The sequence below is a fragment of the Paraburkholderia phytofirmans OLGA172 genome, from assembly GCF_001634365.1.
Lineage (GTDB): Bacteria > Pseudomonadota > Gammaproteobacteria > Burkholderiales > Burkholderiaceae > Paraburkholderia.
The window spans coordinates 651,064-665,064 of sequence record NZ_CP014578.1; the positions used below are offsets into that span (position 1 = coordinate 651,064).

The window sequence follows — 14,001 nt, forward strand, 5'->3', positions numbered from 1 at the left end:
TAACTGGATTGATCGCCATGAACGACTTTTCATCCGTTCAGATCGGCCGGCGCAGCGCCGTGGAAGCGCCGCGTCCGGCGCCGATGCACATCGTGCTGTTCGGCGCGGGGCACGTCGGCCATGCGCTCGTTACGCTGCTCGGCAGCTTGCCGTGTGTCGTCCAGTGGGTCGATGAGCGCGACGAACTGTTCCCCGACGAAACGCCGGCCAACGTGCAGGTCGAAGCGACCGACACGCCCGATGCGATCGTCGACACGGCGCCGCCCGGCGCGTATTTCCTCGTGATGACGCATAACCACGCGCTCGATTTTTCGCTCGCCGCGCGCATCATGCGGCGGCGCGATTTCACCTACTTCGGCATGATCGGGTCTAAAACGAAGCGCGTGAAATTCGAGCGTCGTTTGCTGGGCCGTGGGGTGGATCTGGATCGGCTGGTGGAGATGACCTGTCCGATCGGCGTCGCCGGCATAGTCGATAAAGCGCCTGCGGCAATCGCGGTCGCCGTGTGTGCCGAGTTGCTGCAGATTCGTACGCGCGAGGCCGCGGTGCAGGCGGTGACGCAGAAGCTTTGTGCGAGCGTGTGAGCGGACGAAGCGAGTTGCCTCGCGTAAGGCGTTCAACGTAAGGCTCGCAACGTCAAGCGCTGAGCGTGAAACGCGTCACGTAAAGCATTCGGCTTATAGCACCCACGTCTCAACCTTCAAACCAGAACGTCAGTCCGCTGCGGCTGACGTTACCTTTTTCGGCGGCCGTTTCGCACGCCGCACCTTTTGCGCGACCAGTTCATCCGACACGTGCGACATCAACGTGCGCAGCCAGCCGACATCGCTTGGCCGGTCCGGCTGCGGATGCCACAACTGATAACACTTGATGCGTGGAAACGGAATCGGCACGTCGACCACCGCGAGCGGCAGGATGCTTGCATAGTGCATCGCGAACCGGCGGGTCGTCGTGAAGATCAGATCCGACTGCAGCAGCGTTTGCGGCACGAGGCCGAAATAGGGCAGCGTAGCGACGATGCGCCGGTCGGCGCGAGCCCGTGCAAAGCCGATGTCGACGGCGCCGCCGCGCGCGCCGCTGTAGGGCGTCGGCGCAAGATGCGGCGCGGCGAGATAAGCTTCGCGCGTGAGCGGCGCGCGTGTCAGCGGATGATCGGCGCGCATCAGGCACACCACCGTATCGGAGAACAGGTCGCTGCGTCCGAAACGCGGATCGGGCTTCGGCCAGTTGCCGATCACCAGATCGAGTTCGCCCGCATCGAGTGCGGCGGAATGGTCGAGCATCGGGCTCAGCGAATCGATCTCCAGACGCGCATGCGGCGCCGCCTCGCGAAACTGCGCGATCACGGTGGGCATGAAAAAATCGTTCAGATAGTCCGGCGCGGCCACGCGGAAGGTGCGGCGCGAGCGGCCGGGATCGAAGTCGCCGTGCGGCGTTGCCACGAAATCGACCTCACGCAGCACACGCTGCGCCGAGGCCAGCAAGGATTCGCCGTATTCGGTCGGCACCATGCCCGACTTGCCGCGCACGAGAATCGGGTCGTTCAGCGTCTCGCGCAGTTTGCGCAGCGCGGTGCTGATGGCGGGTTGGGTCTGATTCAGACGCAGTGCGGTTTGTGTGACGCTGCGCTCGACCAGCAGCGTGCGCAGCACGCGCACGAGCCAGATATCGAGGGAGGCGGCGGAGTCGTCGTCCATGGTTTAGGCGCAATACTGTTCACTTGATAACCACTTTGGGCGCTATTCGCTGATTCAACGGCTCCCATCGTCGCCGGATCCGGAAATTCGACATCTTTCGCTTCACGCCGCGGGGATTGCGCTTGCCGCGGCTTTGCACCGCGCGCCCGCTGGCGATTTCCCGCAGCAAGCTGAGCCTCCAACTTTGCCACTGCTCAGGGGGGAACGGCCGCCGCCTCGGGCAGGCGTCGGTTCAGCACGCGCACGGCATGAACGAACGATAAGTCTTCGGGTCGCTGTCCGCTGTCCTGTGCCGCCTCGTACATCAGGCGACGGATCGCCGCGTGGGTAAGCATTAACGCATAGAACTCCTGACGGACCAGATCAGGCGTCTTGCTGCGCAGCACCTTCTTGCCATCGCACAGATGTGTCTTGATCTCGTCAAACATCTCTTCTATTTTCCAGCGCCGGTGGTACAGCGCCGCGAGTTCTATGGCAGGCGCTACCGCTGCGTCCAGCAGATTGGTGATCAGGCGATACTGCGGCTCGGCATCAGGCACGCCTTCCAGGCGATACTCGATGACCCGCACCCGCATGCCGTTGCGCTGGTGTCGCCGGTCGGTGTCGCTGGCATAGACGGTGCTCAGGTACGAACCGTCTGCCAGCGGCACTTCGCACGGCAGCCGCAAATTCGACTTCACGCGCCACAGTAGCTTCGCTCCGGTGGCCACCGCGTCGCGCCACATGTCATAGCCATAGAACAGGCGATCGGCCAGCACCAGCATGTCGTCCGAGAATGCCGGAAACAGCTGGCGTGTGAGCGCCTGTTCGCTGTCATCGCATACCCCGCCCATCTGGACCTCACACAGCGCGTGCGTTGCACATTCGGCCAGCGCTACAAAGCGAATCTGCGGATACGCGGCCTCACCGCGTCCGCCCTGCGCATAACCGAACGCCTCCGCATTGACCTTCTCATCAGGCACATCCAGCGTCGAGCCGTCCACGCTCATGACCCGGTAGCCCGCATAGTCGTCGCCTGCAGTTCGTGGGCGTTGCGCTGCCTGCCGGGCGAACAGCTCGCGCATCACCTGCCAGCCCAGGCGTGCGCGCCCCTGCGAGATCGCCGCCTTGCTGACCTGCACATCGCGTACCTGGTCGCCGTAGATGCGCCGCAGCCCCTCGATCACCAGCCGAAACACTTCCTCATAGGCCACGCGCGGATACAGGCACATCGCCATCACGAAATACACCAGCACTTCCCGCGGCATATCGCGGCGTAGCCGCGTATGCACGCCGCATTTCACGAGCGCCTCCTTGACCTCGCCCAGCGAGCAGTTCAGCGCCAGATACCCCACCGCCAGATAGTCCGCGAGCCTCGCACCACCGGGCAGCGTTGCTTCCGTTCTTGCCATCTTCAAGCTCTTCTTGTCGTTGCAGGCGCTTGAAAGTTAACACAAATTCGACTTTGTTAACAGTATTGGGTTTAGGCGAGTCGATGCAAGCAGGTCAGGCCCGGATGAAGCGCTATACGGAGCCGCCCGCGAGCCAGATCGCGAGAGCGGGGCGCAAAGGTTATAACCTTAGGCCCGTTTGCGGTGTGGTGGCATAGCGGGCGCGGTATGGCCGGCATCAGGATGGCCTTTTTGACGCAATCACGTCTGACACCACGCGCCCGTTGGCACGAATATTACGGTTTCGCTTCGCTTAATCGTCCGCAAGACCCGAGGGCAGCGAACTGATCCGCTTCACCTCCTTCGAATCGAGCCAGTTCGGCGTGCGTGCGCAGTACAGCACCATGGGCAACGCGTCTTCGCCCCAGAATAATTGATTGTTCAGACGGAAGGTTGGCACGCCGTAGACGCCAAGACCGATCGCATCCGCGGTATTGCGCTGCAATTGCGCTTTCACCTCTTCGGTCGTGATGAGTGCCGGGCCGTCCGGCATACCGACGCGCTCGCACAGTTCGGCGAACGCTGCAACGCTCGACGGATCGCGACCTTCGCGCCAGATGAAACGGAAAATCTCGCGAACGAAGCTGATGTCGCCCTTCGCCGCGGTGGCGAGCAGGAGCGGCTTCATCGAGTCGAACGGATGGGCTGGCGGCATCTTGAACGGAATGCCGAGTTGCTCCGCGCGAAACAGCGCGTGGCGATACGTGAAGGTACGCTTCGAGGGCACGTTGTAAGCGGGGCGCTGGCCCCAGTGGCTATACAACTCGTTCAGCACGACCGGCGTGAACGCGAAGTCGAAGCCCGGCCATTTGTCGTGTTGCTCGAGCAGCAGGTACGTGAACGGCGAGACAAAATCGTAAAACCACAGTGGTTGTCTGGCGTCGATGCCAATGGTCATAAATGTCTCCCGGATTGCCTGTTCCGAACGGGGCTGTCTGCCGGATCGTCGGAATTTTAATGATCTTACGCGGTGCAGCCGCCGCTTGCACCGGTCAATATGGTTCCGGTCCGGCGCCGGCCGGCACGGGTCCGTCGCCAGGTTCGCCCGCTGCGTCGCGCTGAGCCTCGCGGCTATGGGCGAGCCGCTCGCGCACGAAGCCGATATGCTCGCGCAGCACATAGAACTGATCCGCATAGGCGAGCGGCATTTTCAGACCGTTCACCGATTCTTCAATCGCATCCAGCCGCTCGATCAGCGAGTTGCGTTCGGCGGCCGAGTGTTCGCTGAGCGCGCTTCGCTCGATCGCGATCAGCGCACCGTACCAGCGGTAGATGCGCGATTTCACCCGCCACGCGTACAGCGACGGCACGAGGCGCAGCGCCGGAATCAGCAGCACGATCAGCGGCACCACGACCACCAGCAGCCGGTCCGCGAGACTCGCGAGCCAGAACGGCAGGATCCGGTAGAGGAAGCTCTTGCCTGACTTGTAGTAACGGGCGGCGTCGTCGCTGATCGGGAAATCGTGGGCGAGCGGCGCGGGGAATTCACCGGCGCGCTGCATGATGCTCGGCTTACCCTGGACTTCGCGCGCCGCTTCGATCAGCAGATCGGAAAGTGCGGGATGCAGCGAATCGCGCGCCACCAGTTCGGCGGTCGGCGCCACCATATGAATCGGCGCGGACGGCAGGTTCTTGCCGAGGTCGAACGCGCCCATCGGCATTTCGAGCTGCTTCAGATACGGAAAGCGGCGGGTGTACGCATCGGCTTGGGTGAAGTCGTAGAACTGCACATTCGGCGTGCGATAGAGCTTACCCATCACCGCCGGTTGCGCCGAATCGCCGGCCAGAAAAGCCGCGTCGACTTTGCCGGCGACGAGTGCCTGGGCAGCGTCGTCGCCCGAGAGCGGCAGCAGTTTGGTCGGGCCGCCCGGCACGATGCCGTTCGCCTTGAGCAGCGCGAGCGCCAGTTCGCGCGTGCCGCTGCCCTCGGCGCCGACCGCGAGGCGCAAGCCCTTGAATTCGGAGAGCCGCGCGACCGTCGGCCCGTGATAGAAGATCGCTAGCGGTACATAGGCCACGCTGCCGAGCGACATCAGCCCTTCGCTTGCCGGCCCGGGGGCAACGCCGTCTTGCACGAAGGCGACGTCGACGTTCGAATTCGGGTCCGAAAGCCGCTTGAGATTCTGCAGCGAGCCTTCGGAGGACAACACGTTCAAGGTGATGCGGTTGCGCGCCAGAATCGTCTTGTACTTCTGCGCCGCGTTCCAGAAGGTGCTGCCTTCGGGGCCGGCGCTCATCGTCAGCGTACTGGGCGGGGCGGGCTGGATCAGGCGCACGGCGACCCAGATCGCCGCGGCGGCGATCAGCAGGATCGGCCCGAACGAGACCGCCAGATCGCGCCAGGAGATCGCCACGAAACGGGCGACGAGACGGGGAGGGCGTTTGCGGCCGGTGGCTGGCTTCATCAGGTGACGTGACGGCTACGGTCGAAAGTGAACGGGGTGGCGGCGCTCTGCGGCGCGCGAACCGGGGCGAGGCGCTCGCGCCATGCCGGACGCGGCGCCGACGCCTGGGACGCACGAGCCGCGTGGCAGCGCACGTCGCGCCGATGGTACCTGAGAATCGCGCGGCGGCGCATGAATAAAAGCTGATCCATGTGCCCATGGCAACCGGCGGGCACCCCGAGGTATGGCTAAATCCTTTGCGCTTCCGGCGCGGCTCGATTAAATTGTCGATCGCTGCCGCGAACAGACGTTTCGCGCGGCGTGACCCGGCACGACAGACAAGAACCGGGCGCGCCGGCGGACTTCGCGGCTTGCCGGCACTCGTACCGCATGGCATGCGTGGCATCGCATGCGGCTTACGGCGGCCGGCCTCTCCCGCCTCTCGCACACCGTGTTGCAGCCATAGTCGGCCGTCGCTGAGCCGCGCCTTGCCGCGCCTGAAAAGCATGGCCGCCCGTAGTCGTAACGAAGCCGCTTTTACATGCGGTCCAATGTGTAGCTAAGGAGAGAAGAAACTATGAAATCGGTCGGTTTTCTGAAAACGCTGGGCTCGGTCGTGGCGATGGTGGTGGCGTGCAACGTGTACGCTCAGGCAAGCGATGCAACGGCGACGGGCACGACCGCAACGCCGGCTGCAAGCGCTAAGGCCAGCAAGAAGGCCAATAGCCAACTGGGTCGCAAGGTGCGCGGCGCGCTCGCCAAGGCGCAAGGCATCGACGTCTCGAACATCGCCGTGCGTGCCCGTGGCGGCGCGGTGACCCTGACGGGCTCGGTGCCTGAGCAAAGCCAGATCGACGCTGCCGGCGAAGTGGCCAAGGGCGTCGCCGGCGTGACGTCGGTGTCGAACAAGCTGACCGTGGTTCAGGAGTAAGACGGCTGCAACGCGCGAGGCCGCGATAAGCGGCCTCGCGCGAGCGGCTTGCGTACCAGTGATTTTTGAAGCGGCGATTTTGGCTTAGACCCGCTCCGGGCTGAACGCCCGCACCGCAACGGCCAGTTTGTGCGCTGTGACACACAATGGACGCGTCGTGAAGCGTACTGTGATGCGATGGGAACCGGAGCCAACACCATGGAAAACACGCCTTTGCGCTATACCGATCTGCCGATCGGCGATCGGGCGGCTTTCGAACTGGTGTGCGCGCGGCACGGATTTGCGCCATCGCATTTCGACATCAGCGCCTGCCCGGATCCGGGCGATGCCGCGCACGAGCGCCTCGTCACGGTTCGGCGCGGTGGCTGGGCGCAGTCCTATCACGACCATCACGGCCAATGGGTCAGGCAGTTCGAGAGCGATCTGACCTGCCGGTTTTTCAAATAGAGGCGGCTTGCTTCAGGCCAGCACGAGGCGCACGCCGACCAGCGTGAGCGTAGCGGCGAGCACGTTGCGCAGCAGCGCGTCCGGCGCGCGCGACGACAGATAACTGCCGATCGCGATACCCGGCAACGACCCCACCAGCAGCGACAGCAGCATCGACCAGTCGACCGAACCCAGCAGCCAATGCCCCGCGCCCGCCAGCAGCGTGAGCGGCACCGCATGCGCGATATCGGAGCCGACGATGCGCGTGGTCGGCAGCAACGGATACAGCAACAGCAACACTGTCACGCCGATGGCGCCTGCACCCACCGAGGTCAGCGAAACCAGCACGCCCAGCACCGCGCCGGTCAGCATGGTGAGCCCGAGCGTACGGCCTTGCCTGGGGGCGCGCTGACGGCGCGCGCCGAGCGCCGCGAGTTGCGGGCGGAAGATCAGCGCCACGGCCGTCACCAGCAGCGCGACGCCGAGCACGATCTGGATCAGCCGGCTCGTGCCCGGCGTGTCCATGCCGTAACGATGCAGCAGGATCAAGGTGACGGTTGCAGCCGGTACGCTGCCGGCCGCGAGGCGCAGGGTGATCTGCCAGTCGACGGAGCCTTTCAGGCCGTGCACCAGTGTGCCGGTCGCCTTGGTGGCGGCTGCGTACAGCAGATCGGTGCCGACCGCGGTGGCCGGATGCACGTGGAACAGCAGAACCAGGATCGGCGTCATCAGCGAGCCGCCGCCGACGCCCGTCAGTCCGACCAGAAAGCCCACGAACAGGCCGGAGACGGAGTACAGCAGATCGATGTGGGGAAGAGCCATTGAGCAGACCGCTGAGGGTCGGGTGGGTTGGACAGGTTAGGTGGCAAGGCCGGCGCGCGCCGGCCTTCGAGCGTTGGCGAATGTCGGCGACGGGCCCGCGGCGGCACGGCGAAAGCCGCTATTGTCGCAAAACTGCCGCGCTTGCGTATGATGCGCTGCGACGGGTCCCGCTGCGCCGACAAACCTCACTCAAAGCGCGCGGCGAATCTCGACCATGCCGAAGGCCGCCAGCGTGAATCCGACGATCCGGTCGATCGCCACGCGCAGCTTGCTGCCGATCGCATGACGCGCGAGCGACACTGCCGTCACGAGAAAACACCACCACGCGATCGAACCGCAAAACACGCCGCCTACCGTCGTGAGCGCGATGCTCGATGAAAACGCCCCACGCGGTGCGAGCGTCGTGAACAGCGCGGCGAACATGATGACGGTTTGCGGATTGGTCAGCGTGAGCAACAACGAACTCGCGTATGCGCGCAGCGCACCGGCGCGGCCCACCGGCGCGAGCTTGCCGTCGCTGCTGCCATTCCCGTTGTTGGCCGCATCGGCGGGCGCTTTTTGCAGCAAGGCACGCACGCCGAGATAAAGCAGGAACAGACCGGCAAGCAGATGCAAGGGCCGGTCATAGGCGAGCATGAACTGCGAAATGCCGACAAGGCCGAGTGCCGCGATCAGACCGTAAACCGCATCGCCGGTCGCAATGCCGAAACCGATTGCGAGCCCCGCGCGCGGGCCGCCCGTCAGCGTGCGGCGAATGCAGAGCATGCCCATCGGGCCGACCGGCGCGGCAATCGCGAGGCCGACACCCGCGGAGGTGGCGAAGAGACTGGCGGTGGACATGGGAAAGCCTTTATGCGTTGTTCTGCTGAATGGTTAGTCGCGCGCGTTGCGCTTCTCGTGTACGGGCAGGGGGCAGGCCGGCGCGCCTCCAAGCATAGCCAGACCGAAAATCCCGAGCAAGGCTGCGGGGATCAAGCAGCGCGAACCCGCCCCGCATCACGCTACGTCATTCTGGACACGATCGACCCTCGCGCACCCGCCCCGCGTCAACCTGCGCAGTTTGACACACGATCAGCGCTCGCAACCCGGCGCGCAATCGACGACGCCAACCGGCGCGCCGGCCATGGATACCCTGGGATGGACTTGGCTGCCGCCTTCCTCGGGCATAATTTTCACACTTCAAACACCCGGAGCAGGCCCGTTCATGTGGCAAATCGATCAGGTGACGCTGCGCTTGTTCATCGCCGTCTGCGAGGAAGGCACGATCGCGCGAGCGGCTGAACGCGAGTTCATCGCGCCATCCGCGGTCAGCAAGCGGCTCGCCGATCTCGAGGCGCTGGTCGACGTCGCGCTGCTCTCGCGCAGCCAGCGCGGCGTGCGCGCGACCGCCGCCGGCGAGGCGCTGCTCAAGCACGCGCGGCACATCATGCGCGGCCACGAACGGTTGCAGGCGGAACTCAGCGAATACGCGGCCGGCGCACGCGGCCATGTACGGGTGCTGGCGAATGTGTCGTCGATGGTCGAGTTTCTGCCCGAGGCGCTGTCGGGGTTTCTGAAGGCCAATCCGCAGATTCGTATCGATGTCGAAGAGCGCGTCAGCACCGAGATCGTGCGCGGTCTGGAAGAGGGGGTGGCCGATCTCGGCATCTGCCGCGATGTGGTGCCGATGGGCAGTCTCGATGTGCTGCAATATCGCTCCGATCATCTCGCGCTGATCGTGCCGCGCGATCATCCGCTGGCCGGCGAGGCCGCGATTGGCTTTGAGCAATCCCTCGCGTTCGATCATCTCGGGCTTGCCTCGAACGCGTCGGTGAACGCGCTGATGCAGCGTATCGCGGTGGAAAAAGGCCGCGAACTCAACTATCGAACCTATGTATCGACCTTCGACGCCGCCTATCGTTTTATCCAGACGGGTCTTGCCGTCGCGATCCTGCCGGGCGAGGCGCTGCCCAGGCATGCCGCCGATGAATACGGCATCGTCGCCGTGCCGTTGCGCGAAGCGTGGGCAGAGCGGCGTTTCGTGATCTGCATGCGCGACCGCAATGCGCTGACGCTGACGGCGTCGCATTTACTCGACCATCTGTTGCGCTCGGTCTGAGCGCAGCCCGGCCCCCTCTGAAAAGCCCTTAAGGGTTTTCCCTCGGCGGCGGCGCACGCCCGTCCCGCTTGCCTGCGCCGCCATCGCGAGCGGCGATGGAGTGCGTCGTCAACGCAGACTTTGCCGTGGGGCCGCGGGCGGGCACGCTGTCACTCAGTTGCTTCATTCCCTGCACGCCACGCAAGATTCAAGAACGGGATTCCAGATCATGAGTGACACCCAGACGCGCGTCGTCGTGACCGAAGTCGGCATGCGCGACGGCCTGCAAAGCATCGTCCGCACGATGCCCACCGAGTTCAAACGGCGCTGGATCGACGCTGCGTACGCCGCCGGCGTGCGCCATATGGAAGTCGCGTCGTTCGTGCCGGCGAAGCTGCTGCCGCAAATGGCCGACGCCGAGGAAGTGATCGCCCACGCGCTCAGCTACGACGATTTAATCGTGACGGCGTTGGTGCCGAACCTGAAAGGCGCGCAACGTGCGCTCGAGTCCGGCGTGCATCGGATCGTCGCGCCGATTTCGGTGAGCACGGCGCATAGCCTTGCCAATGTTCGCAAGACGCCCGTCGAGATGATCGAGTCATTTGCCGCGATGCGCGAGCTGATCGATAGCACGGCTAGCGCGAACGCGCGGCGCGTGGAATTGATCGCCGGATTGTCGACCGTGTTCGGCTGCACGCTGCAAGGCGCGGTGCCTTACGCCGATATCGCCGCGACTGCACGCGCCGCGTTGCAGGCGGGCGCCGATGTCATCGCACTCGGCGACACCACCGGTGAAGCGACGCCGCGCCAGGTCGGCGAAATCATCGAACTGGTGCGAGAGGTCGCGGGAAGCAAGCTGCGCTCGCTGCATTTCCACGACACGCGCGGCCTGGGCCTCGCGAATACGCTGATCGCGCTGCAGCACGGCATCCGCGAATTCGACGCGTCGCTGGCCGGTATCGGCGGCTGTCCGCATGCGCCGGGCGCGACCGGCAACGTGAACACCGAAGACCTCGTGTTCATGCTCGACAGCATGGGTTACGACACCGGCATCGACCTCGCCAGACTCATCGCGTCGCGCGACGTCCTCGCCGACGCGCTGCCCGGCGAGCCGCTGTACGGCTATCTGGCGCGCGCCGGTTTGCCGAAACAGTTCAGTACCGCTGCTCAATGTTTTGAACCTTCCGAATCACAGGTGCTGCAATGACCCCAGTTGCTTCTACGTCTGCCTCTTCTGCTTCTTCCGCACCTGCTTCTTCGACGGAACCGCAGGGCGCGTTGCCGCTTGCGGGCATTCGCGTGGTCGAGTTGTCGCATATGGTGATGGGGCCGACCTGCGGGATGATCCTTGGCGACCTCGGCGCCGAAGTCATCAAGGTCGAGCCGCCGCGCGGCGATGGTACACGTCGTTTGCTCGGCACCGGTGCGGGTTTTTTTCGCACCTTCAATCGCAACAAGAAGAGTGTCGCGCTCGACCTCGATAGCCAAGCGGGACTGGCCGCGCTGCACAAGCTGGTCGATACCGCGGACGTATTCGTCGAGAACTTCAAACCGGGCCGCATGGCGAGCCTGGGCCTCGATTACGCGTCGCTGCGCGAACGCAATCCCAGGCTGATCTACGTCTCGCACAAAGGCTTTCTGAACGGTCCGTACGAACACCGTCTCGCTCTGGACGAAGTCGTGCAGATGATGGCCGGCCTCGCCTACATGACCGGACCGGTAGGCCGTCCGCTGCGTGCGGGCAGTTCGGTCAACGACATCATGGGGGGCATGTTCGGCGCGATCGGCGTGCTTGCCGCCTTGCACGAACGGCATGCGAGCGGACGCGGCAAGGAAGTGCAGAGCGCGCTGTTCGAAAACTGCGTGCTGCTTTCGGCGCAACACATGCAGCAGTTCGCCGCGACCGGCGTGCCCGCTGCGCCGATGCCCGAGCGCATCAGCGCATGGGCCGTCTACGACGTGTTCAGGCTGGCCAACGACGAGCAGATGTTTATCGCCGCGACCGGCGACGGCCAGTGGCGCGCGCTGTGCGCGATTCTCGGCCGTGCCGACCTGCTGGCCGATCCGCGCCTCGCGACCAACAACGACCGCGTACTGGCGCGCGAATGGTTGCTGAAGACGCTTGGCGAAACCTTGAGTGGCTTCGAAGGCGCGGCGCTCGTGCCGTTGTTTGAGCGCGATCACATTCCGTTCGCGTCGATCACGAAACCCGAAGACCTGTTCGACGATCCGCATCTGAATGAGAGCGGCGGCCTTGCGCGACTGACGCTCGATGACGGAAGCGAAACCGCGATGCCCTTGCTGCCGATTTCGATGGATGGCGCGCGTTTGCAACCGCGCCAGCCGATCGCAAAGATCGGCGAGCACACCGCCGACGTGCTGCGTGGGTTGGGTTATGACGACGCGCAGATTGTGGCGCTGGGTGGCGGCGTGGCGCAGGCGCCGCGAGACGCTGCGTGAGCGGAGCGGTGAGTTCGATGCGTCAAACGTAGTCAATCAATCTCATCCGGCGTCAGACCGGAACTCATGGAGACAGACGATGAAATCGTCGAATCAAGCGGTGTATGCGACAGCGGTCGGCGATGCCGGCGCGCTGGGTGGTTTGCCCTCAGGCACCGGCGCATCCGCGGGTGGCCGCGCTGAAGAGATCGCGCTGGAGGGCGCGCGCATTTCTGCGCGGCTCGACCGCTTGCCCGCCACGCGTTCCATCTGGCACCTGGTGATGCTGCTGAGCCTCGGCCTCTTCTTCGAACTGTACGACCTGATGTTCTCCGGCTATATCGCGCCGGGTCTCGTGCGCAGCGGCATTCTCACCGCGACGACGCATGGTCTGTTCGGCACCAGCGGCGTGGCGAGTTTCATCGCGGCGTTGTTCGCGGGGCTGTTCATCGGTACGGCGGCATGCGGTTTTCTTGCCGACCGCTTCGGCCGGCGTGCGATCTTCACATGGTCGCTGCTGTGGTACACCGCGGCCAACATCATCATGGCGTTCCAGGACACGGCGCTCGGGCTCAATCTCTGGCGCTTCATCGCGGGAATCGGCATTGGCGTGGAGATTGTGACGATTGGCACGTACATCTCCGAACTCGTGCCGAAGCATGTGCGCGGCCGCGCGTCGGCCTTTTCACAAGCGGTCGGTTTTTGTGCGGTACCGATCGTCGCGTTTCTATCGTATTTGCTGGTGCCGCACCGTTACTTCGGCCTCGACGGCTGGCGTCTGGTCGTCCTGACCGGCGTAGTGGGCGCAATCGTGGTGTGGTGGATTCGTCTGCGTTTGCCGGAGAGCCCACGCTGGCTTGCACAGAAAGGCCGCATCGAGGAAGCCGACGCGGTGATGAAGCGACTCGAAGCGCGCGTCGAACGGGAATATGGACGGCCTTTGCCGGAGCCGGCCTTACCTGAACCGGTGCGCGCACGTGCGGCGTTTCGCGATCTGCTGGTGCCGCCGTATCGCAAGCGCACGCTGATGCTGATCATTTTCCACGTGTTCCAGACGATGGGATATTACGGCTTCGCGAACTGGATTCCGACGTTGCTGATCAGGCAGGGTATTACGGTCACGACGAGTTTGATGTACGCGAGCATCATTGCGATTGCAGCGCCGCTTGGACCGTTGTTGGGGATGCTGATTGCCGACCGCTTCGAGCGTAAGACGGTGATCATCTGCATGGCGGCGGTGAACGTGGTGTGTGGGCTGCTGTTCAGCCAGGCGCGGGAGACGGTGTTGCTGGTGAGTTTGGGCGTGTGCCTGGTGCTGGCGGGCAACATTATTTCCTATAGCTATCACGCATATCAGGCGGAGCTGTTTCCGACCAGTATTCGGGCTAGGGCAGTGGGATTTGTTTATTCGTGGAGCCGGATTTCGGCGATGTTTTCCGCGTTTGTGATTGCGGGATGCTTGAACCGCTTTGGCGTGAACGGAGTGTTTGTGTTTATTTCAGGCGCGATGGTGATCGTCATGCTGGCCATCGGGACGCTTGGGCCGAAGACGCGGGATGTCGCGTTGGAGGATATTTCGAGGTAATGGGTGGGTGACGCCCGCCTGGCGGGGCGGGCTTACTCGCTTAGTGCTTCTTTTGTGTCGCCGATGTGCTCGGTGCTACGCGGATCGGCGGCGCGCCGGATGGCGAAGTGGCCGGTTTTAGTTTCTTCTCCTGTTTCGGTTTCTTCGCTTCGCGGTTACTGCGTACTTGACCTTTTGCCATGATGGACCCCCCAGTTGGCGTTGTCGCTC

General features: G+C 64.1%; 13 protein-coding genes. 7 read left to right on the top strand and 6 right to left on the bottom strand.

What is annotated here, in order from left to right:
• Positions 1 to 17: 17 nt before the first annotated feature.
• On the top strand, positions 18 to 584 hold the full coding sequence (gene xdhC / locus AYM40_RS02760; RefSeq protein WP_063497809.1) for a xanthine dehydrogenase accessory protein XdhC: 567 nt from the start codon (positions 18 to 20) through the stop codon (positions 582 to 584).
• 129 nt (positions 585 to 713) lie between these two features.
• Here the strand turns inward: xdhC and AYM40_RS02765 are convergent, their stop codons facing one another.
• From AYM40_RS02765 to AYM40_RS02780, 4 genes are all read right to left on the bottom strand, one after another.
• On the bottom strand, positions 714 to 1,697 hold the full coding sequence (locus tag AYM40_RS02765; protein WP_063494879.1) for a LysR substrate-binding domain-containing protein: 984 nt from the start codon (positions 1,695 to 1,697) through the stop codon (positions 714 to 716).
• A gap of 194 nt (positions 1,698 to 1,891) precedes the next feature.
• Positions 1,892 to 3,088 carry an IS4 family transposase gene (locus AYM40_RS02770; protein WP_063494880.1) on the bottom strand — a complete coding sequence of 399 codons (1,197 nt, stop codon included), beginning with the start codon at positions 3,086 to 3,088 and terminating at the stop codon, positions 1,892 to 1,894.
• A gap of 292 nt (positions 3,089 to 3,380) precedes the next feature.
• A complete protein-coding gene (locus AYM40_RS02775) occupies positions 3,381 to 4,025 on the bottom strand; it encodes a 2-hydroxychromene-2-carboxylate isomerase (RefSeq protein ID WP_063494881.1) in 645 nt (214 codons plus the stop codon).
• 94 nt (positions 4,026 to 4,119) lie between these two features.
• Positions 4,120 to 5,532, bottom strand: a complete 1,413-nt coding sequence (locus AYM40_RS02780) for a TAXI family TRAP transporter solute-binding subunit (RefSeq protein ID WP_063494882.1) — start codon at positions 5,530 to 5,532, stop codon at positions 4,120 to 4,122.
• A gap of 556 nt (positions 5,533 to 6,088) precedes the next feature.
• On the opposite strand from AYM40_RS02780, the gene AYM40_RS02785 reads away from it, so the two are divergent.
• Positions 6,089 to 6,442, top strand: coding sequence for a BON domain-containing protein (locus tag AYM40_RS02785; protein WP_063494883.1), 354 nt, complete (start codon positions 6,089 to 6,091; stop codon positions 6,440 to 6,442).
• A gap of 198 nt (positions 6,443 to 6,640) precedes the next feature.
• Complete coding sequence (locus AYM40_RS02790; RefSeq protein WP_063494884.1) at positions 6,641 to 6,889, top strand: hypothetical protein; 249 nt, start codon at positions 6,641 to 6,643, stop codon at positions 6,887 to 6,889.
• Positions 6,890 to 6,901: 12 nt separating this feature from the next.
• Here the strand turns inward: AYM40_RS02790 and AYM40_RS02795 are convergent, their stop codons facing one another.
• Together AYM40_RS02795 and AYM40_RS02800 are read right to left on the bottom strand one after the other, a co-directional pair.
• On the bottom strand, positions 6,902 to 7,690 hold the full coding sequence (locus tag AYM40_RS02795) for a sulfite exporter TauE/SafE family protein (RefSeq protein WP_063494885.1): 789 nt from the start codon (positions 7,688 to 7,690) through the stop codon (positions 6,902 to 6,904).
• A 189-nt stretch (positions 7,691 to 7,879) separates the two neighbouring features.
• Positions 7,880 to 8,530 (bottom strand): LysE family translocator, encoded by a 651-nt coding sequence (locus AYM40_RS02800; protein ID WP_063494886.1) that lies wholly within the window; start codon positions 8,528 to 8,530, stop codon positions 7,880 to 7,882.
• Between the two features lie 364 nt (positions 8,531 to 8,894).
• Here AYM40_RS02800 and AYM40_RS02805 point away from each other — a divergent pair, with 364 nt between their 5' ends.
• The 4 genes from AYM40_RS02805 (at position 8,895) to AYM40_RS02820 (ending at position 13,791) form a co-directional block, all read left to right on the top strand.
• On the top strand, positions 8,895 to 9,788 hold the full coding sequence (locus AYM40_RS02805; RefSeq protein WP_063494887.1) for a LysR substrate-binding domain-containing protein: 894 nt from the start codon (positions 8,895 to 8,897) through the stop codon (positions 9,786 to 9,788).
• Between the two features lie 208 nt (positions 9,789 to 9,996).
• On the top strand, positions 9,997 to 10,974 hold the full coding sequence (locus AYM40_RS02810) for a hydroxymethylglutaryl-CoA lyase (protein ID WP_063494888.1): 978 nt from the start codon (positions 9,997 to 9,999) through the stop codon (positions 10,972 to 10,974).
• The gene (locus AYM40_RS02815) at positions 10,971 to 12,227 is read left to right on the top strand and encodes a CaiB/BaiF CoA transferase family protein (RefSeq protein ID WP_063494889.1); all 1,257 of its coding nucleotides are present in this window, start codon (positions 10,971 to 10,973) and stop codon (positions 12,225 to 12,227) included. Before AYM40_RS02810 ends, AYM40_RS02815 begins: the two co-directional genes overlap by 4 nt.
• 79 nt (positions 12,228 to 12,306) lie before the next feature.
• Positions 12,307 to 13,791, top strand: coding sequence for an MFS transporter (locus AYM40_RS02820; RefSeq protein WP_063494890.1), 1,485 nt, complete (start codon positions 12,307 to 12,309; stop codon positions 13,789 to 13,791).
• The last annotated feature ends 210 nt before the right edge of the window (positions 13,792 to 14,001 follow it).

Bases quoted from the DNA above. Each gene is read 5' to 3' on its own strand.
- xdhC (WP_063497809.1), top strand. From the start codon at position 18: ATGAACGACTTTTCATCCGTTCAGATCGGCCGGCGCAGCGCCGTGGAA.
- AYM40_RS02765 (WP_063494879.1), bottom strand. From the start codon at position 1,697: ATGGACGACGACTCCGCCGCCTCCCTCGATATCTGGCTCGTGCGCGTG.
- AYM40_RS02770 (WP_063494880.1), bottom strand. From the start codon at position 3,088: ATGGCAAGAACGGAAGCAACGCTGCCCGGTGGTGCGAGGCTCGCGGAC.
- AYM40_RS02775 (WP_063494881.1), bottom strand. From the start codon at position 4,025: ATGACCATTGGCATCGACGCCAGACAACCACTGTGGTTTTACGATTTT.
- AYM40_RS02780 (WP_063494882.1), bottom strand. From the start codon at position 5,532: ATGAAGCCAGCCACCGGCCGCAAACGCCCTCCCCGTCTCGTCGCCCGT.
- AYM40_RS02785 (WP_063494883.1), top strand. From the start codon at position 6,089: ATGAAATCGGTCGGTTTTCTGAAAACGCTGGGCTCGGTCGTGGCGATG.
- AYM40_RS02790 (WP_063494884.1), top strand. From the start codon at position 6,641: ATGGAAAACACGCCTTTGCGCTATACCGATCTGCCGATCGGCGATCGG.
- AYM40_RS02795 (WP_063494885.1), bottom strand. From the start codon at position 7,690: ATGGCTCTTCCCCACATCGATCTGCTGTACTCCGTCTCCGGCCTGTTC.
- AYM40_RS02800 (WP_063494886.1), bottom strand. From the start codon at position 8,530: ATGTCCACCGCCAGTCTCTTCGCCACCTCCGCGGGTGTCGGCCTCGCG.
- AYM40_RS02805 (WP_063494887.1), top strand. From the start codon at position 8,895: ATGTGGCAAATCGATCAGGTGACGCTGCGCTTGTTCATCGCCGTCTGC.
- AYM40_RS02810 (WP_063494888.1), top strand. From the start codon at position 9,997: ATGAGTGACACCCAGACGCGCGTCGTCGTGACCGAAGTCGGCATGCGC.
- AYM40_RS02815 (WP_063494889.1), top strand. From the start codon at position 10,971: ATGACCCCAGTTGCTTCTACGTCTGCCTCTTCTGCTTCTTCCGCACCT.
- AYM40_RS02820 (WP_063494890.1), top strand. From the start codon at position 12,307: ATGAAATCGTCGAATCAAGCGGTGTATGCGACAGCGGTCGGCGATGCC.